Genomic DNA, 22,594 nt, shown 5'->3' on the forward strand with positions numbered 1-22,594 from the left:
TTTATTTTATTCCTGTCATTGCTGTTCTTTCACTGTAGCCAAGACCGTTTGATCGATGCTGAAAGGATACTTGGTTCGCAAGGTTGCCACCCATTGTGCCTCCTGTTCCTCCTGATAGTCGGCAATTACCACCTGACGCACATCATCCAACGTCTTGGGAGCCTTGAGCTTCTTGCCGTAAACGGCCGTGAAAGGATAGTCATTCTCGGGCTTTGGACTGCCTTGCTTAAACACTTTGTGGTCTACAATGGCGTTGTCGCCCTGCTTGAAGAGCCCTTTCTTGGCCTTCACACGGGCCATCCCGTTCCCGTTGAACTGTGTTTCAATCACCTCATCCCACTGTTCGAAGGGCACTCGTTTCAGGGCCTTGGCCACATTCTTCACGTCTTCGGGCGCTTTCACGCTGTAAGCGACACCCTTATAACGGGGCGATTCCCATTTATATTTCTTCTTATTGCGGTTGAAATAAGCTGTCAATCCGGCCTCATCATGTGCAGCTTTGTCCCAAACGACACGATTGATGATTTCAAACAGTAGCAAACCGTCGTGATATTCCTGTATCAAATACTTCAATGACGGGTCTTTCGACTCCATTTCCTTTTGATGTTGTTCCAGCACGGCAGCCGGTGTGGCATGCGTTTCACGGGCTTTTTCGTTCAGACGGGCCTCGATCAGCTGCTCCCTTAGATGGCGTTGGTCGATATAACGCAAGATATCGGTTCGCAAGGAGTCATAAGGAAAGAAGTTCCGGCGGTCCTCTAATATAATAATGTGGTAGCCGGCGGGAGACAAGAAAGGCTCACTCATCTGACCTTTTTGCAGACTATAGGCCCGAAGTTCGAATTCTGGCAACGTTTGCCCGGGCTGTATCCAAGGTAAACTGCCTCCGGTTTCGGCCGAAACCCTGTCGTCTGAATATTTCTTTGCCAATGTTGCGAAGTCAGCGCCATGCCGTAAGGCCTCATAAATAGAGTCTATGCGCTGTTTGGCCTGTACTTCTGCACTTTGCGGAGCGCGTTGTCCCAGTCTTAACAGGATATGTCGCAACTTAACCAAGCCGCCTAACGAGTCTACCCGCTGCCGGGTTTGCTCGTAAAGCCGGTGGGCTTCGTTCTCCATATCGGCCTCGTCGACCAACGAAGACCGCACCTGTCGGTCGCGATATTCCGCAAACTCCTGTTTGAACGAGGTCAAAGTGTCGAGCCGTGCCTCGAGTGCTGCCTCCACTTTCAGCTTATAATTCACGAACAAGTCGGCGTATTCGGCCACCGTTTTCCGGTCGATGACACCGTTCGTATTGCTCTTTTGATAAGCATATTCGAATTCTGAGCGCAGAACGGGCTTGCCGTTGACCGTCATCACCACGGGATCGCCGGCCTGACCAAAAGCCATGCTCCCGCAAAGAAGCATGGCCAATGACACGATGACAGTCTTTTCTCTCTGCATAAGCCTTACTCCGGACGCGAATAGTTGGGTGCTTCGCTCGTGATAGCGATGTCATGTGGGTGGCTTTCCATCACACCTGCGTTCGTAATCCGGGTGAATTTGGCACCATGAAGCCGCTCGATGGAATTCGAACCACAGTAACCCATGCCCGAACGTAGGCCGCCCGTGAGTTGATAAATCACCTCTTGAACGGTGCCTTTGTAGGGAACCCGGCCGGCAATACCCTCGGGAACGAGTTTCTTGGCATCGCTGATATCGTTCTGAAAATAGCGGTCTCGCGATCCGTTCTTCTGTTCCATGGCCTCAAGGGAGCCCATTCCGCGATAGCTTTTGAACTTACGTCCGTTGAAAATAATCGTTTCTCCGGGGCTTTCTTCAGTGCCTGCGACGAGCGATCCAATCATAACACTGCTGCCACCGGCTGCCAATGCCTTCACAATGTCGCCCGAATAACGAAGCCCACCGTCAGCAATCAGAGGCACACCTGTGCCTTTCAGCGCGGTATAAACATCATAAACGGCACTCAATTGGGGTACACCCACACCGGCAACCACGCGGGTTGTGCAGATAGAACCCGGGCCTATGCCCACCTTAACGGCGTCGGCTCCGTTGTCAACCAAGTACTTTGCCGCGGCTCCCGTGGCCACATTGCCAACGACAACGTCTACTTTCGGGAAAGAAGCCTTTACTTGTTTCAACTTCTCGACCACGCCTTTGGAGTGTCCATGAGCCGTATCAATGACGATAGCATCGACACCTGCCTCAACAAGAGCAGTGACCCGCTCCATCGTATCGGCTGTAACACCGACGCCAGCTGCCACACGTAGGCGGCCTTTCTCGTCCTTGCAAGCCATCGGTTTGTCCTTGGCTTTGGTGATATCCTTATAAGTTATCAAGCCCACGAGGCGGTTGTTCTTGTCTATAACGGGCAACTTCTCGATCTTGTTTTCTTGAAGTATCTGTGCCGCGGCCACCAAATCGGTCTGCAAATGCGTCGTCACAAGATTGTCTTTTGTCATCACTTCGTCAATCAGTTTATCCATGTGGCGCTCGAAACGCAGGTCGCGGTTGGTCACAATGCCCACCAATCGGTTGTCATCATCAACAACTGGAATGCCACCGATGTGATAATCGTGCATCATGGCCAGTGCTTCCTTGACCGAACTGCCTCGTCTAATCGTCACCGGGTCGTAGATCATGCCGTTTTCTGCCCGCTTTACGATGGCAACATGGCGGGCTTGGTCTTCTATGGTCATGTTTTTATGAATGACACCGATGCCACCTTCGCGTGCAATAGCTATGGCCATGGCCGCCTCAGTGACTGTATCCATGGCCGCAGTCACGAAAGGTACGTTCAAAATGATGTTACGTGTGAATTGGGTTCTTAACTCTACCTCCTTAGGAAGCACTTCTGAATAAGCAGGTATCAGGAGGACGTCATCGAAAGTCAGCCCGTCCATTACAATTTTATCTGCAACAAATGACGACATATTGTGATTTTGAATTTATTGCATGCAAATATAGCAATATTTCTTTGGTTATCGAATGGTTTTACGACATTTATAAAACCTGTTAAAGCTATTTAACGAGGGAGGCAATCAGGTGTAAACCGTCTGCCTCAATGCTGATTAAATGCCGCTTATAAAGGTCACCTATGGCCTTTTTGAACACCTTTTTGCTCACCTGAAACAGCCGTTTAACGACCTCGGGGTCGCTTTTATCGCCCAAAGGACAATAGCCGTTGTGTTCTTCGATATACTGCAACAGCACCGAAGAGAAGTCCTCGGCGGCAGCCATTCCCGTGGGTTGGAGCGTCAAATCGAGCTTTCCGTCGGGGCGAATGCTGCTGATATAGGCCTTCATTCGGTCGCCCGTGTGCACATATTTGAATATCTGATCACGGTAAATGAGGCCCGGATAGCGGTTGTTCACAATGACTTTGAAACCCAATTCTGTCTTCTGCCAAACGAGAATGTCCACTTCCTGATGGCGTTTCAGGCCGGTTTGCGTGTCGTTTTTCAGGAAATGCTCCACCTTGGCACTTGCCACAATGCGATAACTCTCCTCGTCTATATGCACATGCACAATGTAACTGTTGCCGATTTCCATGCGTTTCTTCTGCTCACGGAACGGACAAAAGAGGTCTTTTGTCAGGCCCCAGTTCAGGAAAGCACCGTATTCATTGACCCAAGCACACTCCAAATAGGCGAAATCCCCTACTGTTGCCAACGGCTTTTCAGTGGTGGCAATGGGCCGTTCGTCTTGATCCAAGTAGACGAAACACTCGATTTCGTCGCCCGGTTTGGCTCCTTCGGGCACGTATTTCTGTGGCATGAGAATCTCACCCTCGCGTCCTCCGTCCAAATAGAGGCCGAACACCTCGCCAAAACCCTCGCGACGGGCCAGCTCTTTCACGCGCAAGAGATTATAGGTCCCCAATTTCAATTCGTTTGCCATATCGTTTTGATTTTCAGTTTCATGCATAGGCTTTGCCGAAAGGGCCACATCAACGGCGGACCCGAGTTACCCTGCGCAGCGATATGCCCCACAAAGTTAATCATTTCTTTTGGAATGCCGGACCTTTTAGGGCCGAATATTCTTCGGTTCTCGGCCGCATTCGACGGCAAGTCGACGTGTTTCATGTTGCAAGAAGTTCCTGATGAGAGAGGATTCTACGTCGTATTTGCTTGTCAATCGGCTTGTTCTCGCCCGTATTTTGGGCGAAATCAACGTATCGTCGTCTCATATTAAACTCCCATTGTTTCCTTTCCGCCTTTTTGTTATAGTCATATCGCAACGCAATACCAGCCATATTACGCGGCAAAATGGGTGAGATTAGACGGTAAAATGGGTGAGATTGCGCAGTGAAATGGCTGAGATTGGAACGCAAGCCATAAGTAATTGATTATCAAAACGAATGATATAACAAATCACTTTGATTGCATGTAGGGACGCACGGCTCGTGCGTCCGCCCACATTTCAGTTGACAGTTGACAAGTAAACGAATGAAAAAGGTGATTGTTCCGTGTCGAACGGACGCACGAACCGTGCGTCCCTACATACCAATCACGGCCGGATTGATGTATAAAATGGTTGATAGAACGAGTTGCTCGAATGCATGTAGGGACGCACGGCTCGTGCGTCCGCCCACAAAACCACGTATATATGCATACATTTTGAATGGAACGGACGCACGAACCGTGCGTCCCTACATGCCGTTTCAACCCTATTGATGTCTTTCTTGACCTATCACGGCTGCCAACGATAAAAGGCTTGTCTCACGACAAGCCTTTTTCATTATACAAAAACATTATGAAATCTATGTAGCGAACAAGATTATTCGAATTGATAATGGTAATCTGATATGTCAAACAGAGGCGAGCAGACTTTCACAAGCGGGCTCTCTCTGCATCTGTTATGGCTAAACAAGTCTGCAAGGACTATGCCTTGCGTTTGCAATAACGCTCACACTGGCCGCAGATGTCATACCCCAGCAGTGTACCGAGAATGAAATCCTCTTCAGGCGTAAGGTTACTGAGTGGCTGTTTCACGAAGTTTCGTATGGCATCCATGCACTCCTTGCGTCCAAAGAACAGGTTGATGCGTTTGTTTCCTACAGGCTGAATGAGATAATCAATGCCTTGCCGTTCCAATTTGCCCACAGCTAACTGCTGATAACGCTCAGGAAAGGTGTAAAGCACCATATTTCGCACCCCTTTCTTATACTGATAGATCTGCTCGGCGAGCACTCTCATGTCGGTAGGCATCACTTCAGTCTGCAGCATGATGGATATTGGCGTTTAAAGTTCTGGTTTTATGGCGGCAACCCACGCGTCGATGCGTTCATCGGTCTTGTCGTCTTCGTTCACTTCATCAAGAGCGAGTCCCACGAACTGCCCATCAACGACGGCTTCTGAGTCATCATAGGTGTAACCATCAGTTGAAACCTGACCAATAACCTTGGCTCCGGCCTCCTTAGCAGCGTTGTAAAGCTCGCCCATACCGCCACAGAACGTGTCACTGTAGCCTTCTGAGTCGCCACAACCAAAGATTGCGACCGTTTTTCCATTGAGATTGGCGGCCTTAACGGCTTTCACTCCGTCGTACCAGTCGTCTTGCATTTCGCCAGCGCCCCATGTTGACGTGCCAAGAACAAGGTTTTGATAACCTTCAAGCTGCTCGGCAGAGATGCTACCTGCGTCGAATACGTCGGCATTGTCTACGCCGAGTTTTGCTGCAATACGTGAAGCGAGGTCCTGACATGTGCCAGTTGACGAGCCATAGATGATACAAGTCTTATTCATCTTTAATTTCCTTTCTTGTTTTTATTGTTGTTATTGAATTGATATCTGGTTTAATCACGGTTGCAAAATTAACGGCTTTCCGATGAAGTTGCAATACCTAAAAAGAATGAAAAACGCAGGTTTGGCATTTCATTACTTTTAGGTATTGATGGAAATAACTATTTCAACTACCTTTGCAAGCGAATAAGTGCAGTGGTGATTGTCCTCCTTGAATTTCTTCGAAGGTCGCTTTGCTATCCAATAGGGGTGCCTCTTTCGTGAGACATGGTTCACAATCAGATAGTCTGCACTTTTCTTTATTAAATAAATGTACCTTAATTTAAAGGGAATAAATGAGAAGTTGTAAGTTTAGATTAGTGACAAGCATTCTTTTAGTGGGGATAGCAGTGCAGTCACATGCGCAAGTAAACGCTTCAGACTCGGTGATGAGTCATGCGAAAGGTAACCGGTTTAGCGTGGGAGGTTATGGAGAAGCCACCTTTTCACGCATGTACTACAGTGACAACGGCAATCGTTATACGACGCCAGGTTCGTACAAGAAAGACCCAAGTCATGGGCGTTTCGACATTCCGCACGCTGTTATCTATCTCGGATACGACTTCGGCAAAGGCTGGTCCATGGGTTCTGAGATCGAATTTGAGCATGGTGGCACCGGAGCTTCCATAGAATATGAAGCCGATGAGGCTATAGAATTCGAGCACGAAACGGAGAAAGGCGGCGAAGTTGAGTTGGAACAGTTCTGGATTCAGAAGACTTTCGGACGTGCTTTGAACATTAAGGCCGGCCATATCGTTGTTCCTTTAGGACTAACCAATGCACATCACGAACCATTGAACTTCTTTACGGTGTATCGGCCTGAAGGTGAGAACACCATTCTGCCCTGTACGTGGCATCAGACGGGTGTTTCTGTCTGGGGACGCACGGGAGATTTCCGTTATGAAGCACAGATGGTGGCCGGTTTGGACGCCTATCATTTCAGCCGAAGCAATTGGATTCAAGGTGGAAGTTCCACGCCGTTCGAGTTTGAAGTGGCCAACAAATACGGCTTCCTGCTGCGTGTTGACAACTATACCGTTCCCGGATTGCGCATCGGAGTCAGCGGTTATGCGGGCCAATCCATGCATAACAACATACCACATGACAGTGAACGAGGCGAGAAAAAGAAGATCAAGGGCAACGTTTACGTGGGAAGTGTGGACTTTACCTACAACCGTTACAACTGGATTGTTAGAGGAAACGCCGATTATGGCTATGTCAGCGATGCAAACAAGATATCCCAACTGACTTATCCGAATGTCCAATACGTCAAACCTTACCAATCCGGCAATGGAAAAAACTTCGGAAGCCATGCCATGGCCATGATGCTTGAGGCCGGTTATGACGTCTTTTCGCAAATCAAAAAGCTTCGCTCAGACAACCAAAAGCTTTATGTCTTCGGGCATATTGAGCACTATGACTCCTATGTTCACGGGACAACGAAGCAATGGACCAATAAAACTATCTTCGCAGGTGGCATTAATTATCACCCAGTTCCACAGATAGCGATTAAAGCAGAGTATCATTATCGCAAGCTGAAAAGCGGATATAATGATGAACCTTCAGTCAATATAGGAATCGCTTACGAGGGTTTCTTCTTATAAGACAACCTGAAAAAGGTTGAAAGTGACGCTAATTCGAATGCCGAAAAGACGGCAATGGGCAAGGTGGTTGCCAACTATTTGGAGGCAGTCATCAAGCCAACCTATCAGGATTTGGCCAACAAGGCCGACAAACTCTACGAGGCTTGCCAGAACCTTTACGCCAAACGTAAGGCTAAAACACTGACACAGGCCGACATTGACGCAGCTTGTGAGGCGTTCAAAGATGCAAGAAGGGATTGGGAACAAAGCGAAGCATTCCTTTACGGAGCTGCTTCCGACAATGAAATCGACCCGCATATCGACTCATGGCCGCTGGATCACGACCAATTGGTAAAGGCCTTGAACAACAAAGACGTGATAGCTGGCATCAACGGCAACAATCCTGTCGAGTATGTTTACAATGCACACAAGGATTTCGACAGTGTTATAGGCTTCCATGGACTGGAGTTCGTGCTGTTCCGCAATGGGGCAAACCGCAAGCTCAGCGATTTCATGTCAGAAAATGAGAAGGAAAATGGTCTGACCAGCGTGAAGACGGTGAACGAAGCTGCTTTTGCTGCAGCCGTTTCCGGTGACCTTCGCAACATGACTTACCTGCTGGAATATGGCTGGTTGGGCTCAGGTGCAGCCGTATCTCACCAGAATCAGCTTGCTAAATCCATGTGGGTCATCAAAGCACTGCGTAATAAAGGACTCTCTCCAAAGGGTATTCCCTATCGTGATTACGTGAAGAGCGCGGGAACAGACAAGGGAATGTATCCAACATGGCACGAAACATTGCAGAATATCTTTGTCGGTGGCTGCTCAAACATCTGTGAAGAGGTTGCAACACAGAAGTTGGGACAGGCTTATCGCACTGCAACGGGAACCGGAACAAAGGATGATGCAGCCAATTATATCGAGTCTCCTTACAGTAAACGGTCTTTCCAAGATTATCAAGACAATATTTATTCCATCAAGAATTCGCTCTATGGCGTCCGTGGCACTGAGAACATCTCTACTCCGGCAGCCAATTCAATCATGACTTACTTGAAGAACAAGGGCTATACCAAGTATAACGACTTGAACAATGCCCTCAACGAGGCCATCAATGCATTGGAAAAGGCAAAGAAGAGCGGCGTGGCTTTCATCGACAAACCCGGTGCTCCTCAGGTGAAGACCTGCATCGACAAGGTTGATGCGCTCAACGAGGCACTGAACGAAGCAGGAAAGTGGATCAACATGCAGGCAGATGAATAAGAAAAAACGCATGCCTTGATAGACAACACTTGAAACATTAAGAACGAACGTGGCTTTGCCTGAAAAGGCAAGGCTGCGTTTCATACGTTTAATCAACAAATGATGACATTATGAAAATCAACAGCTATCGCGTGCCATTGGCCTCTTTGGCTTTGTTATGCCTGTTCTCTGCTTGCTCGGATGACGACAGTGACCCCGTTGTACCCGAGAAACAAGAACCCGAAGCCAAGTACATCGGGCAGGCCGTGGGCAATTTTACCGCAGAGGAATGGTATCCCGGCGGCGCACTCGGCACGACACAGAACACCTCTTCCAACTGTTATGAAGACAATACGCCTGCAGTTGACGACCAAGGATTGAGCGATTTGTTCAACCAAGGCGACCTTATGGCAAGCGCAAAATACACACTGAACACCGAACCTTACAAAGGTTGGGGGCCAATTGCCTCGCGTCGGTCATGCGAATACTGCCATTCGGGCGGTTATGCCCATGGACACAGCCGCAGCGACATGGACCCCGTGAAGGGAAACGGCTATATCGTTTCGGTTTATTACCCAGATGCCCCCGGAAGCAACAACGGAACGCCCGTCGATCAGCTGACAACGTTCACCATGCTTCAGGCCGTAGAGCCGTTCCTTCCGCCACTCGACCCCACAAAAATCAAGATTACGTGGCATGATGTGACTGCAATGCCGAGCGGACTTCCCATGAAATTCCCCGATGGTGAGGCTTTCCGGCTGCGTTATCCATCGGTAGAGATACCCCAATCGGCCTTTAATACCAATCCAAAGCCCAGCAACTATGCCGTAAGACTCATCGCTTCGTGCAATTTCCAAGGGCTTGGGCTGATCGATGCCATCTCAAATGAAGACTTGGAAGCGCAATATAAGGCCGAAGGAAAGTTCGTTCAGCTGAACCCGGAGCTGTGGGATAACGCGGCAAAGAGGCTGAAAGCCGACGCATACGCCAGCGATTACTTTGGAAAGAAGTTCATCAAGCGCTTCAATTACGACCTGCTCGACGGCTGTCTTGAGAACGATGTCGCACTGTGGGACGAACTTAACGTGCTTCGTTCAGACATCAAGCACATCTGTTCCACTGAAGCATGGGCCAAAGCCATGTCAGAAAACAGCGCAGTCATCGACTATATACAACGCAACGGCAAGAGTCCTTTCTCCGATGTTCACCCTTATTACAACGACGGAACACGCGAAGGCATCAAGAAAGCAGTGGCTTATCTGCTCTCGCCGGGCGACCATGTGAACCTATACAACAACCCTTACTTCAATTTCAAGCCCGAAATGACCGATGATGCCTATCATGCTTTCATGGTATGGCATAGAGGTATCGCCGTTCCGCGCGCCAGAAACCTGAACGACAAGGCTGTGCAACGTGGCAAAGAGCTCTTTACCGGTGCCCTTGGTTGCGTGAATTGTCACCGTGCCTCATGGACCACGGGGGCCGACAATCATGGTTCTTCTCGCATTCTGGGCAGCAAACAACTGCCTAAGTACGCCAAACAGAAGATTTATCCCTACTCGGATTTCATTCAACACAAGCTTGATATGAAGAACGACATACACGGTTCGTGGTGTCGCACCACGCCGTTGTGGGGCAGAGGCCTGTCGCTCATCAACTCAGGAGCCGAAGACCGACTGCACGATGCGCGTGCCCGCAACGAAGTCGAGGCCATCATGTGGCATGCCTACAGCAAGAACAGCCAGGCTTACCGGGCTGCCGAGAAGTTCTACAAGCTGCCGAAGAAAGACAGGGACGCTGTCGTGAAGTTCATTCGCTCGATTTAAGGCGAACCATCAAGCACGGGTACGGGGCCGATACTTGTCAAGTAGAGGTCCTATACCCGTGAGGCACAAGTCCTATACTTGTCGACTACAAGTCCTATACTTGTGGGGCACAAGTCCTATACTTGTCAAATTCGAGTCCAGATGCAGGTTCCGTCTACTCCTACTTTAGATAAGATGTAGTCCTACTTTAGACATGATGTAGTCCTACTTCACACAAGATGTAGTCCTACTTTAGACGGAACCTCTTCCTTTTTCATTTGAAACATGCAACTAAAAAAGACATTACAAGCCGTCTATGTCCTCATTATCGGCGTGATGGCCATGGGAACAGTCGTAGGAAAGTATGCCGGGCAAGCCGATGCGGCCGACCATGTGTTCGGTTCGTGGTGGTTTTGCCTGCTTTGGGCAGTGGGATTGGCCGTCGCCGTGGCCTACTTCGTCCGCCAAAAAGTGCGCCGTCCCGTCCTTGTCGTCCTGCACCTGTCGTTCGCCGTCATTCTCTTGGGCGCCTTTCTCACCCATATCACGGCCCGACGCGGCATGATTCACCTCCGTCAGGGGCAATGGGTCGCCAGCTATATCACCAAGGACGGGGCCGAAAAGCCGTTGCCTTTCACCATCAGGTTAGACAAATTCAGCATCAGCTACCATGCCGGCAACGCCGCCGCCATGGACTATACGTCGGAGGTGACGCTGAACGACGACGGAAACGAGACACATTGCCGCATTTCCATGAACAAAATCTACGACAACTACGGCATACGTCTCTACCAAAGCAGCTTCGATGACGATCTGAAAGGCTCTTACTTGTCGGTCAATGCCGACCCTTTCGGCATTCCGGTCACCTATTTGGGCTACGCTTTGCTCTTTATGGGCTTGATAGGTATGCTGATTGACCGGCAAGGAACGTTCCGCCGGCTGCTGAAGAGCGACTTGATGGCGCGCCCAACCGTGGCATTATTGCTGCTGATGTCTGCCTTTTCGTCGCTGAAAGCACAGCCCGCGTTGCCCAAGGCCACGGCCGAGGCGTTCGGAAAAGCCTTTATCGTCTACAACGGACGCATCTGTCCCGTGGAAACCTTTGCCATTGACTTCACGAAAAAGCTCTATGGAAAGGCCCATTACAAGGATTTCACGCCGTGCCAAGTGCTCACAGGCTTCATGTTTTGGCGTAATGAGTGGCTGCAGGAGCCCGTTCTCCGACTGAAAGGCAGCGAACTGCGTACCCACTTTCAGCTCGATGAATATGTGGCGCCCATGCGATTGTTCGGCCGACAAGGCTATATCCTCGGCCCATATCTCCAAAATGCGCAGGAAAACCAAGACGCTTTTTCACGCCAAGTGCTTGACATCGACGACAAGATGGCGTTGCTGATGGACCTTGCACAGGGCAGAACGCTCAAGATGTTCCCTTATGCGCAGCGAAACGGCCGTGTAGATTGGTTCTCCCCAGCCGACCGGCTGCCCCGTTCCATGCCGAAAGCGCAGCAACAATACGTCCGTTCCATCATTGGCTTGGCCGGAGAACTGGCCGTTCAGGGCAAGATTGACATGCTGAACGACCTCTTTCATCGGCTACGGAAGTATCAATACCGGTTCGGAGACAGCACCGTTCCGTCGCAAACCAAGGTGTGGGCGGAGAAGGTCTACAACCATGTGCCCTTTGCCACGCTGCTTTTCATCTTCAATCTCACGCTCGGTCTTGTTTCCATCGGCTTCCTCACGCGCCGGAAAGGCTACGCCTGCTTTGCTTGGCTCATGGCATTGTCGTGGAGTGTCCTTACGTTCACCTTGGCACTTCGCTGGATTATCAGCGGAACGGTCCCCATTGGCAACGGATATGAGACGATGCTCTTCCTTGCATGGCTCGTCATGCTGCTGTCGATGCCCATCATGCGACGCATACGCCTGATGACTACCTTCGGATTGCTGATGAGTGGCTTCATGCTTTTGGTGAGTCACATCGCCCAAATGGACCCCGCTATCACGCCACGCATGCCGGTTTTGAACAGTCCGTTGCTAAGTTTGCACGTCAGCATCATCATGATTGCCTACGCACTCTTCTCACTTACGTTCGTCAGTGCCGTTGCCTATTTTCTAACGGCACGCAGTCAGCGGCCGCAGGTGGCCAAGGTCAACGCCCAACTCACCGGTCTTTCGCAACTGTTCCTCTATCCTGCCGTCACAACCTTGGGGCTTGGCATCTTCATCGGCGCCGTTTGGGCCAACATCAGTTGGGGAACTTACTGGTCGTGGGACCCGAAAGAGACATGGGCCCTCATCACTTTCATGGTCTATGCCGTGCCGCTTCACGCGCAAAGTCTGCCTGCTTTGCGTCGCCCGGTGGGCTATCATCTCTACACACTCTTGGCATTTCTCTCCATCATCATGACCTATTTCGGCGTGAACTACGTGCTCGGCGGCATGCACAGTTATGCATAAAAGCGGCCCGAAGGCCTTGTTCAACCATGCAGAAAAAGGGAAAGCGCACACCGTGATTGCGCTTTCCCTTTTCAATGACAGCCTTTCTTTACCGGAATATACCTTATATTATATAGGCGTATAGGCCAGACCGTAGACATCGGCCACGGCTTTGTAGGTAACTTTACCGTTGACGATGTTCAATCCCTTGCGCAAAGCCTCGTCTTCTCGGCAAGCTTGCTGCCAACCTTTATCAGCCAAGGCCACCGCATAACGTAAAGTTGCGTTCGTAAGTGCCGTAGTCGAGGTGTTAGGAACGGCTCCCGGAATGTTCGCCACACAGTAGTGAAGCACGCCATCCACCTCATATACGGGTTCGGAATGGGTGGTCGGACGCGACGTTTCGAAGCATCCTCCTTGGTCAATAGCCACATCTACGAGCACCGAACCACGTTGCATGAGGCGCAACATGTCGCGGGTGACGAGCTTGGGTGCCTTGTCTCCGGGCACAAGAACGGAGCCGATGACGATGTCGGCCATGGGAATTTGCCGGCGAATGTTGTAGTCCGACGAGTAGAGCGTGTGCACATTGGCCGGCAATTCAAGGTCCAATTGGCGCAAACGCGGCAGACTTACGTCGGTAATCGTGACCTCGGCGCCCATTCCGGCGGCCACTCTTGCGGCGGCTTCTCCCACGGTTCCGCCACCAAGCACAAGTACATTGGCCGGCTTCACGCCCGGAACTCCACTGAAAAGTTTACCATTTCCGCCTTTCGTCGTCTGCAAATAGTAGGCCCCATTGAGTGTAGCCATGCGGCCGGCAACCTCACTCATGGGGACTAAAAGGGGCAAAGAGCCGTCCGGTTTCTGCACGGTTTCATAGGCAATGCACACAGCTCCGCTCTCAATCATAGCCTCGGTGAGGGCCCGTTCGCAGGCGAAATGGAAGTAAGTGAACACAACTTGGTCTTTTCGGACAAGCGAATACTCCGGCTCGATGGGTTCTTTCACCTTCACGATCAGGTCGGCCTGCCGGTAAACCTCGGCAATGTCGGACAGTATTTTAGCCCCCACGGCCTCGTAGTCGCCGTCTTGAAAGCCGCTGTTCTCGCCCGCTTTGTGCTGCACGAAGACCTCATGTCCGTGCCTTAACAGCTCACTTACGCCCGCAGGAGTCATGCCCACGCGGTTCTCATTGTCCTTGATTTCTTTTGGAATACCGATTTTCATAGTTGTTTCCCTTTCGTTATTAAAGTTCGTGTCATGTTTTCTCGTAACAAATATAGCGATTTATTCGATTGGTTGTCACGCGAAAAGGAAATTTAACAAAAGAGAATGGCAGTGCAATGTCCTTTCCGTTGCGCCGCAAAAAAGCGGCCTTTCAAGTCGGGTTTCGCACGCCTTACGACATGTGTTGTTTCCTATTGAACCATCATCACGCTCATTTCGTTTTTCAATCTCAGCCATATTGCGCAGTAAAATAGCTGAGATTGCGTGGTAAAATGGCTGAAATTGCACCGCAAAATGGCTGAGATTGGAACGCAAGGTGTAAGCCGTTGATTATCAATGTGGCCGACGCCTCGGTTCGTTTGATTGCATGTAGGGACGCACGGCTCGTGCGTCCGCTCCAATAATCATGTATTTGCGTTTCCATTCACCTTGAACGGACGCACGGTTCGTGCGTCCCTACATGCCTCCCCTGCCCTATTGCGTGGCAATAGGACTGAGATGGATACTTAAATACAATGTCATTATTATTAGGTATGAGAAAGACTAATTTTTAGGTATTGCATATTGCAAGGAAGGAACGTATCTTTGCATTCGGAAAAACAATTTAACAACCAAACAATAACATGAAAAAAATGGTGATGATGCTGTTTGCCTGCTTGTTCACCACAAGCATTTGGGCAGACAATGTGAGATTTGAAATAAGCAACATGCACTGTCAGAACTGTGCAAATCGCGTGGAAAAGGCCCTGAAAGCCAATAAGGCTGTCGGCGAAGTGAAGGTGGATCTTGCCTGCAAGGCTGTCAATGTGAGCTATGATGCGGCAAAAACCAATGTCGAGGCACTGCAAAAGGCACTGACCGAGGCCAAGTTCGAGGCCAAAGTGGCTGCACCTTGCGACCAAAAGGGCGATTGCAAGCACAAAGGAAAGGCGCCGGAGCATCGCTGCAGTACGAAAACGAAGCAACAAAAAGCCGGCGAACACAAGTGTGGCGGCGAAGGTTGCGGACATGATAAGGAAACCAAGTAAACAATCTATAATTTATTACTGTATGAATCGATTAATAAAAATTGCATGGGTAGTGCTTCTCTGCCCGTTGTTCCTCGTTTCTTGCTCTTCAGACGACGAGGGTGAGAAGAAAATTGACCTGACATTCAACGCCGTTCCGAGGGTTTCGGGGGCATTGGATATCGCAAGTTTGGCGGGAACACCCGTCAAGTTCACCGAGGTGCGCAGCCAAAACACGAGCCAGTTCCCGCTCGATGCCACCGGAAAGGCACTTGTTTCGCTGCCGATGGGCGTCTATGACATTGCCATAGACAAGGAGATTACCAACGCACAAGGCGAAAAAGTGATGATTTCCTTACGCATGGAGAATGTCAATGTGAACGCCGCAGGGCAGAAAATCGAGGGCTATGTGAACTCACTTCCAGCCAGTGCGCTTGGCAAGGACTTTATTTTCAGCGAGGTTTTCTTCAATGGTGAGACCAATTCAAGGCGTATGATGCACCCCGATCAGTACATTGTGCTGTTCAATCCGACTGAGAATGTGCTCTATGCCGACGGTGTGAGCATCGGTGTTACCATGCATGCGGCTTTTCAAGACCCGCAATTGTGGTACAATAAATACTATCCTACCCGCGTACCCATAGGAGGTTTCATCACAATTCCAGGCAATGGGAAAGACCATCCCGTGCAACCGGGCGAGAAACTCGTGATAGCTTTCACCGCAATCAACCATCATGAGATTGTAAACGGAGGCATTGCCTATGAGAATTCCGTTGATTTAAGCGGCGCAGACTTTGAGATTTACTACGGTCCTAAGAGCAAAGACGTGGACAATCCAGCTGTTCCAAACGTGCTACTCACAGAGAATGGCGACACTTATGGGTTCTTCTTACACCCCAGAGGCTATTGGTCTCCGGTGATGTTCCGCTTGGAAAACGGCCAACAGTCAACCGTTGATGCCTTCGTCAAGAGCCATACTACGACATCGAAGACCCATGTAAAGGCAACAAAGGACACGCCCGAAGGCGACATCGACATTCATATCCTCGCCATTGAGACGGATAAAATCATCGATGGCATTCAAACCAGCGACGAAAATCAGAAGGTAAAGACCCGCGTAGTGCCTGAAGTTGTAGACCGCGGCCAGTTCCTTGTCAGCGGATGTCACCAGCAAGAGCTTTGTATCCGCAAGGAAATAAAAGTGGGCAACAAGATATTCTACAAAGATACCAATAATAGTGTTGAGGATATGCAGAACGCGAAAGCAAGAAAAGCAGCCGGACACTTCCAAAATGCCTTCCCTATTGGCTGGCGAAACAAGTAAACCCGCCAGTCGATCTAGGGGAAACAACGACAAAACACTTTGAAAAATAGAACACTACTTTTTACACTTTCCCTGCTTTGCATGGTGATTTCGGCCGTAGGACAGACGTGCACGGTGAAGGGAAAGATTGTAACTGACCACGATGGCGAGGCAGCAAGCTTCGCCATCGTCAGTATCCGGAACCAAGAACTGCGCACCTTGTCTGACGTCAACGGCTACTTTGAACTCCGTAATGTACCGATTGGCAAACATACCATCGAGGTGGAGTGTCTGGGCTACGTCAAATTGCAGCATCAGTTCATGGCCATGAAAGACGTCAGCCTGTCGCTTCGGTTGCAAAGCAACAGTTTCACCCTACCGGAGTTTGAGATAATGGCAAGGAAAAGCCGCAAGGGAAAAGTCGTTGTCGACGAGGCTGCATTGGAATATATCCAACCTACCTCGCTGGCCGACGTGATGTTGCTACTTCCGGGCAGTGTTTATAAAGAAAACAACCTGACACAATTCGCGCAAATCAGTAGCCGTCAGGTAGGAACTGACGCCAACACGTCGCTCGGTGTGGGTATCGTTACCGACGGAGCGCCAGTGACAAACGACGGTATTCGCTCTCAATTGGTGGGCATTACCGAGGGAAGCGAACACTATGATGGCGAAGTTCGCAGTCGAACGGGCATCAACCAAGGGGCCGATATGCGCATGATTTCCACCGATCATATCCAAAGTGTGGAGTTCACGCGTGGCATCTCGTCTTCACGTTACGGCAATCTGTCGAGCGGAATGATAAGTATTTCGTCGAAACATGGCGTGACTCCGCTGCGTGTACGCCTGAAAAGCGATCTAAAGAACACGCTCTTGTATGCAGGGAAAGGCTGGCGACTCGGCGAAAAGGCTGGTTCGCTCCACGCAGGCATTGACTTTCTGCACTCAATTGATGACATTCGCGAGGAAATGGACAAGTTCTCGCGTCTGACGGGACAGCTTTATTATAATAATAAGGTGAAGCTTGGCAGCTATACCCTCGACCTTGACGGTCGATTAAGCCAGACCCTCACTGCCAATAAGATGAAGAAAGACGAGCTGACCTATGAATATAACGAGTCTTACAAGGCCGATTACAGTCGCACGGCCCTGATGATGAAGGGCCTGTTGACGCTCGGTAAGCCGTGGTTGAGCCAATTGGAGTTGATCATGTCAGCCGATTACACGCGCGATAGGATAACTCGTCATCGCATGGTCCTATCAGGTTCGGGTCCATTGAACATGCCTTTGGCTCACGAAGCGGGCGAACATGAGGGCATATATCTGCCCCGTAAGTACTATAGTGACTTCTATATCGACAATCAACCGCTGAACTTCTATGCCCAACTCAATGCCGTTTCACGCATTCAGCTGCTGAAGAACACGATGCTCAACCTGCAATACGGTGCAGAATACAGCAATGTGAAGAACCACGGAGCTGGAGCTGTCATCGAAGATGAGTCACGTCCGCCCTTTCCTTACGACAATTCGTACATGAGACCAAGGCCTAATTGGGCCATACCTGCCTTAGGTAACGGCGCAATCTACGCACAGGCAGACTTCATTTACGATGATAACAACAGCAATGTCCTGCAACTCTCCGTCGGGGGCCGTGCTTCTATGTTGCTAAATCTGCCCCGTGACTATTATTTGCATGGCTATTTGCTGAAAGACCCACGCTTGAACCTCTCTTATATCATGGGAAAAGCGTTCAAAAATACGTTCCGTGTGGGCTATGGTGAGGAAAGTAAGACGCCGACGCTTGACTATCTCTATCCCGAAAAGCTGTATAAAGACTTCTATATGCTCAATGCTTACACGATAGACCCGCGCTATCGCCACCTCATCACATACACCAACATCTACGATGTAGCTAACCGCGACCTGCATGTCAACAAGAATCGCAAGATGGAAGCAGGCTGGGACATCGACTATCGCGGCTTCAGTCTATCGCTTACTGCCTTTTATGAGCAGTCGGATGCAGGCTTTGAGTACTTCACGACCTACCATCCTTTGACCTATGACCTCTACTCTCAGTTGAAACCCGGGGCGAACATCGAGGGCCGAACGCCCCAAAAGAGCGACTACATACAAGAGAAATACAGCATCTTCACCACGTCGCAACAGGTCAAGAACTCCCAAAAAGTCACCAAACGAGGGATAGAATACCGCCTGATATTGCCGAAACTAAAACCATTGCTCACGACAATAGAAATCAACGGCGCCTATTATCAGACTGATTACGCCTCTTCTCTGCCGCTCTACTACTATCCTGACGTGAAAATCGGCGGAAAAGAGTATCCATATGTGTGCATTTACGACAATGGAGCACGAAACCAATACCGCCGTTTCAACTCCAACGTGTGGCTTAACACGCATATTCCGAAGTTCAAACTGTTCCTGACGAACTTCTTTCAGGTCGTTTGGCTCAATACTTCGCAGTATAAGGACAACCACGACTATATCCCAACGGCGTATATCGACATGCAAGGGAACCGACGGCCTGTAGATGAGCGGATACGTTCACTTATCGAGGCCGACGACGGCACGTTCCGCTACTTCCGTCGCACGATTCTTCCCGTGAAATATGCCTGCAACAAGATGCCGATATCCCTGCTTTGGAACATCAAGGCCACCAAAGAGTTCGCGAAAGGCACCAAGTTGTCGTTCTTTGTCAATGGTTTGCTCGACGTCAGTCCTAAATATCTCTCAGGAAGCAAGATAACCAAGCGCGAATGGCACGACCCTTATTTCGGACTTGAACTGTATTTTAACTTCAATCTATGACACGTAACCTACGAATATACCTGCTCTCGTCTGTCTTGATGGCCTGCAATCAGCTCTATTCTCAAGCACTTCTCGACCGTGCGAACCGCAGTTTGTCGCCAACCGAGACGCGTTTCCATGCCAACAACGCCGACTTCGCGCTGGCCGGAGCCAAGACTGCCTATGCAAACCCCGCATTCACGCGATGGAACAACGTAAATGACACCGCCACGCACAAGCGTTCGGCCATCGTTTACGCAGGATTGGCCGGTGCCGACAGCAAGGGAGACTTCATGCCCTATGAAGGCAGCGGCTCAACCGACTATCGTGCCGGGGCTTATGGCGAATATGACACGCCTAAAAGCGGCACTTTGTCGGGTTGTATCCAGTATGCACAAGGCAAACATCGCCACATCGGGTGGAGTGCCATGCGGCTTCCGGAGTTTTATTTGCCTTATATCTCGACCGATTCCTGCGGTGGAGACTTCAAATTCGACACTTATTTCGCCGAAGGAAACTATGCGTTCACACTCAACCAATGGACTTTGGGCATGAAAGCCTCCTTTTACGGCGAGCAAGCTTACCGTCTGACCGACCCACGTGCGCTGAACAACACCACATGGTTGCGCTTCAATGCCGGCGTGGCCCGCCATTTGGGACACCATCTGCTGTTGCTTGATGCCGGATATGGCCGCAACAAGCAGCACGTGCGGCTGCGTTACTGGCGTCCGGGCCAGCAAGACAGGTTCTTCGTTTGCTATGGTTTCGGGCTATACGACACGCGTCAGAGTACGGTTTCATTCGGAAAGTCACGTATGTACTACGTCGATGAGTTCAATGCACGGCTACAATACCTGTCAACACAGGCCGGACCGTTGCACATACATGCGGCGCTGGGCTACGCTTTCGCCCATATGAAGACCGAAGAGAGCGATATCTATAACCTATATGAGTCGCGTAGCCACCGATTGTCGCCACTCTTGCGCCTGACATACGCCTTTCGGGGCGACTGGCAATTGGAATTGGCTGCCACGGGCGACATCATGCTGCGCAAAGGCTATGAAAACATCATCGAGGAATACCTGATTGACAGGGAAAATAACATTTATGACTTCCGAACCATCGACACTCGGCAGCACTATAGCTGCAATACGGGCCGGTTTTCGGGCGCATTGAAGGTGTCAAAACGGCTTACCCGGTTTGAAATCAGCCTGCAGGGAGGAGCCACGACGGAGCTTTTTGAGGAGAAATACAAGGCAAACAACCACAAAATCAGGGTGCGCACGCTGACGCCCCACGTCAAATTGGGCATCGACCGACAGGGCATTCGGGACGACATTGGGCTAAGTCTGCTGTTTGCCCGGCAGCATGTGGCCGACCATGTCTATGATGTGACGCTTCAGCGCGGGGGGATTGAGCGCCTCGACTTCCAACATGCCTTTGCTCCTTACGCTTTTCGGTGTGCCGAACTCCATGAGATTGCGGTGGACATCACGTGGCTACACCGCCTGAAGAAAATGGATATAGGTTTGAATGCCAAGCTTTATCTGGCCGACGGTGACCGAAAAAGCGATGTTTCCTACAGTGGAACCATCGGCTTTCCCGCTACGGCTCCGATGCTAAAGCCCATGCCCGACAAGCATCAAGAGCGTTGGGCGGCCCTGACGGCATTCGTTTCGTTTTGATTGCACCTTGCGCAAGGCCCCGCTTCTTCGTGGTATGGCGACGTATGATGGGCCACTTGCATGGCGCTTTCCATGCGGTGGTTTGTGGCTTCGCCCATTTCGCTTTTCAATCTCAGCTATATTGTGCGGTAAAGTCAGCCATATTGCCGCGCAATAGGGCTGAGATTGCATGGTAAAATGGGTGAGATTGAAACACAAGGTGTAAGCCGTTGATTATCAATGTGGCCGATGCCTCGGTTCGTTTGATTGCATGTAGGGACGCACGGCTCGTGCGTCCGCTCCATCAACCATACTATTTGCTTTCAATTCTCACTGGGCGGACGCACGAACCGTGCGTCCCTACATGCCGCAAAGCAGGCAACTCGTTCACAAGGCAACTTGTTTACTCGTCAAACGCATTGGAGCGGACGCACGAACCGTGCGTCCCTACATGCCGCAAAGCAAGCAACTCGTTCACAAGGCAACTTATTTACTCGTCAAACGCATTGGAACGGACGCACGAACCGTGCGTCCCTACATCGCTTCTCCTACCATATTACCCGCTAAAATGATTGATTTTTCCGATAGACCGCTTGCGGACAAGAGACTCTCCTTGCGGTTTCGTCACGCAATCATGGGTGAATCACGCGACAACCTGTCGCACAACAGGCGGTTTTATACTTGCCCAAAGCCGGCCTATCGCGTGCCGTCGCGCTTCTTCCAATCGTCTTTCGTGTAGCTGTCCGGGTAGGTTGTCGGGCAAAGCACGCGGCCGCCACGCTCTCGGATATACGTATCCAGCTTGCGTTGGTCCTCATAAAGCACGATAATGCGGGCGCCATTGCGCAGGTGATTGTACTCGGTATTGCCGCCAGAAAAGCGACCATAGGCCAGAAGCACCTGATAATACATCGTCGAATAGTCGTTGTCATGGTCGTGACCGCAGAAGACTCCCATCACATCCCCACCCTCTTTGAGGGCCGTAAACATGCCGCTATTGAGACAAGGTGAGCAGTTTTTCTCCAGTCTTATGCCGTAAAGGGGCACTTGATTGCTGGTTACAGCCTGGTCATATTCGGGCAATGGGTAGTGCATAAACATCAAAGCAGGCAGCGGTTTGCCCCCGTTCTGCTTGGTAAATGCGGCAGACCAGTCGCGATAACGGCCGATTTGGTCGAACGAAAGCCATTGATAAAGCCCCACATCTTCCATCTTACAGTAGGCATGCGTGTCCATACAATAAAGCACGGCGGCCGTCTTTGCACCGTCACCCGACTTGATCGGCACCGCATAGTCAAGGACATTGCCATCGCGTTTTGGCTGCACACAGAAGCTATTTTGGGCTGCTTGGTCATACAATTTGCCCACAGCTATGCCCTGTTCCGGGTCATGATTGCCCAGAAGATAGCAGAAAGGACGTTTCAAATCCGTTAAAACATTGAGGATTTGTTGCAGGCAGGCGTCGCCCGGTTTGGCGTAAATGACGTCGCCAGTGAGCACAATCAAGTCGGGATTTTCAGCCTTTACGACTTCATACATGCAATCGGTTGCCTGCTTAGATGCGGGATTTCCCAACTTATAATGCAGGTCGGTGAACTGCACAATCTTGAATTTCCCGTCTTTGAAACGCAAATCCTGTGCCCGCATTCCCAGTACGACGCACAGCAAAATCAAACTGATTAAACTTTTTTTCATATGCAAATACTACTCATTTGTCGGTAAAGTTACTG

At 50.3% G+C, this 22,594-nt stretch carries 15 protein-coding genes and 1 pseudogene; 8 read left to right on the plus strand and 8 right to left on the minus strand.

Translation table 11 applies throughout. From position 1 onward, the window contains the following. Positions 1-15 precede the first annotated feature (15 nt). From H164_RS0101330 to fldA, 5 genes are all read right to left on the minus strand, one after another. Entirely contained in the window at positions 16-1,446 is a 1,431-nt protein-coding gene (locus tag H164_RS0101330) for a peptidylprolyl isomerase (RefSeq protein ID WP_025829734.1), read from the minus strand. 5 nt (positions 1,447-1,451) lie between these two features. After that, positions 1,452-2,936 (minus strand): IMP dehydrogenase, encoded by a 1,485-nt coding sequence (guaB, locus tag H164_RS0101335; protein ID WP_019966963.1) that lies wholly within the window; start codon positions 2,934-2,936, stop codon positions 1,452-1,454. An 88-nt stretch (positions 2,937-3,024) separates the two neighbouring features. Then, positions 3,025-3,903 (minus strand): CvfB family protein, encoded by an 879-nt coding sequence (locus H164_RS0101340; protein ID WP_019966964.1) that lies wholly within the window; start codon positions 3,901-3,903, stop codon positions 3,025-3,027. A gap of 983 nt (positions 3,904-4,886) precedes the next feature. Continuing rightward, entirely contained in the window at positions 4,887-5,231 is a 345-nt protein-coding gene (locus tag H164_RS0101360) for a DUF2023 family protein (protein ID WP_019966967.1), read from the minus strand. A 15-nt stretch (positions 5,232-5,246) separates the two neighbouring features. Further along, positions 5,247-5,750 (minus strand): flavodoxin FldA, encoded by a 504-nt coding sequence (gene fldA, locus H164_RS0101365; protein WP_008565473.1) that lies wholly within the window; start codon positions 5,748-5,750, stop codon positions 5,247-5,249. A gap of 332 nt (positions 5,751-6,082) precedes the next feature. Between fldA and H164_RS0101370 the strand changes: the two genes are divergently transcribed. From H164_RS0101370 to ccsA, 4 genes and pseudogenes are all read left to right on the plus strand, one after another. Beyond that, positions 6,083-7,390 (plus strand): hypothetical protein, encoded by a 1,308-nt coding sequence (locus tag H164_RS0101370; RefSeq protein ID WP_025829737.1) that lies wholly within the window; start codon positions 6,083-6,085, stop codon positions 7,388-7,390. 36 nt (positions 7,391-7,426) lie between these two features. Continuing rightward, positions 7,427-8,629, plus strand: a pseudogene (locus H164_RS0101375) (imelysin family protein); the annotation flags it as partial. A 110-nt stretch (positions 8,630-8,739) separates the two neighbouring features. After that, complete coding sequence (locus H164_RS0101380; protein ID WP_019966970.1) at positions 8,740-10,434, plus strand: di-heme oxidoredictase family protein; 1,695 nt, start codon at positions 8,740-8,742, stop codon at positions 10,432-10,434. Between the two features lie 264 nt (positions 10,435-10,698). After that, positions 10,699-12,876, plus strand: a complete 2,178-nt coding sequence (ccsA, locus tag H164_RS0101385) for a cytochrome c biogenesis protein CcsA (RefSeq protein ID WP_019966971.1) — start codon at positions 10,699-10,701, stop codon at positions 12,874-12,876. A gap of 108 nt (positions 12,877-12,984) precedes the next feature. On the opposite strand, the gene ald is transcribed toward ccsA, so the two are convergent. Beyond that, entirely contained in the window at positions 12,985-14,085 is a 1,101-nt protein-coding gene (ald, locus tag H164_RS0101395; RefSeq protein ID WP_019966973.1) for an alanine dehydrogenase, read from the minus strand. A gap of 229 nt (positions 14,086-14,314) precedes the next feature. Beyond that, positions 14,315-14,509 carry a hypothetical protein gene (locus tag H164_RS15410; protein WP_154652090.1) on the minus strand — a complete coding sequence of 65 codons (195 nt, stop codon included), beginning with the start codon at positions 14,507-14,509 and terminating at the stop codon, positions 14,315-14,317. A 199-nt stretch (positions 14,510-14,708) separates the two neighbouring features. Here H164_RS15410 and H164_RS0101400 point away from each other — a divergent pair, with 199 nt between their 5' ends. The 4 genes from H164_RS0101400 to H164_RS0101415 are packed head-to-tail and all read left to right on the plus strand — an operon-like array spanning position 14,709 to position 20,885. Further along, positions 14,709-15,113 (plus strand): heavy-metal-associated domain-containing protein, encoded by a 405-nt coding sequence (locus tag H164_RS0101400; RefSeq protein ID WP_019966974.1) that lies wholly within the window; start codon positions 14,709-14,711, stop codon positions 15,111-15,113. A gap of 22 nt (positions 15,114-15,135) precedes the next feature. Then, the gene (locus tag H164_RS0101405; RefSeq protein ID WP_008565483.1) at positions 15,136-16,416 is read left to right on the plus strand and encodes a DUF4876 domain-containing protein; all 1,281 of its coding nucleotides are present in this window, start codon (positions 15,136-15,138) and stop codon (positions 16,414-16,416) included. 39 nt (positions 16,417-16,455) lie between these two features. Next, positions 16,456-19,221, plus strand: a complete 2,766-nt coding sequence (locus tag H164_RS0101410) for a carboxypeptidase-like regulatory domain-containing protein (RefSeq protein ID WP_026356195.1) — start codon at positions 16,456-16,458, stop codon at positions 19,219-19,221. Continuing rightward, positions 19,218-20,885, plus strand: a complete 1,668-nt coding sequence (locus tag H164_RS0101415; protein WP_019966977.1) for a DUF6850 family outer membrane beta-barrel protein — start codon at positions 19,218-19,220, stop codon at positions 20,883-20,885. Before H164_RS0101410 ends, H164_RS0101415 begins: the two co-directional genes overlap by 4 nt. A gap of 675 nt (positions 20,886-21,560) precedes the next feature. Here the strand turns inward: H164_RS0101415 and H164_RS0101425 are convergent. After that, a complete protein-coding gene (locus H164_RS0101425) occupies positions 21,561-22,559 on the minus strand; it encodes a metallophosphoesterase family protein (RefSeq protein WP_019966978.1) in 999 nt (332 codons plus the stop codon). Positions 22,560-22,594: the final 35 nt, after the last annotated feature.

Source organism: Segatella maculosa DSM 19339 = JCM 15638 (assembly GCF_000382385.1).
In the GTDB taxonomy this organism is placed as follows: Bacteria; Bacteroidota; Bacteroidia; order Bacteroidales; family Bacteroidaceae; genus Prevotella; species Prevotella maculosa.

Excerpts from the sequence above, each read along its gene's own strand:
- guaB (WP_019966963.1), bottom strand. The coding sequence starts at position 2,936 with ATGTCGTCATTTGTTGCAGATAAAATTGTAATGGACGGGCTGACTTTC.
- H164_RS0101370 (WP_025829737.1), top strand. The coding sequence starts at position 6,083 with ATGAGAAGTTGTAAGTTTAGATTAGTGACAAGCATTCTTTTAGTGGGG.
- ccsA (WP_019966971.1), top strand. The coding sequence starts at position 10,699 with ATGCAACTAAAAAAGACATTACAAGCCGTCTATGTCCTCATTATCGGC.
- H164_RS0101340 (WP_019966964.1), bottom strand. The coding sequence starts at position 3,903 with ATGGCAAACGAATTGAAATTGGGGACCTATAATCTCTTGCGCGTGAAA.
- H164_RS0101380 (WP_019966970.1), top strand. The coding sequence starts at position 8,740 with ATGAAAATCAACAGCTATCGCGTGCCATTGGCCTCTTTGGCTTTGTTA.
- H164_RS0101425 (WP_019966978.1), bottom strand. The coding sequence starts at position 22,559 with ATGAAAAAAAGTTTAATCAGTTTGATTTTGCTGTGCGTCGTACTGGGA.
- H164_RS0101400 (WP_019966974.1), top strand. The coding sequence starts at position 14,709 with ATGAAAAAAATGGTGATGATGCTGTTTGCCTGCTTGTTCACCACAAGC.
- H164_RS0101360 (WP_019966967.1), bottom strand. The coding sequence starts at position 5,231 with ATGCTGCAGACTGAAGTGATGCCTACCGACATGAGAGTGCTCGCCGAG.
- H164_RS0101405 (WP_008565483.1), top strand. The coding sequence starts at position 15,136 with ATGAATCGATTAATAAAAATTGCATGGGTAGTGCTTCTCTGCCCGTTG.
- H164_RS0101415 (WP_019966977.1), top strand. The coding sequence starts at position 19,218 with ATGACACGTAACCTACGAATATACCTGCTCTCGTCTGTCTTGATGGCC.
- ald (WP_019966973.1), bottom strand. The coding sequence starts at position 14,085 with ATGAAAATCGGTATTCCAAAAGAAATCAAGGACAATGAGAACCGCGTG.
- H164_RS0101330 (WP_025829734.1), bottom strand. The coding sequence starts at position 1,446 with ATGCAGAGAGAAAAGACTGTCATCGTGTCATTGGCCATGCTTCTTTGC.
- H164_RS15410 (WP_154652090.1), bottom strand. The coding sequence starts at position 14,509 with ATGGAAACGCAAATACATGATTATTGGAGCGGACGCACGAGCCGTGCG.
- fldA (WP_008565473.1), bottom strand. The coding sequence starts at position 5,750 with ATGAATAAGACTTGTATCATCTATGGCTCGTCAACTGGCACATGTCAG.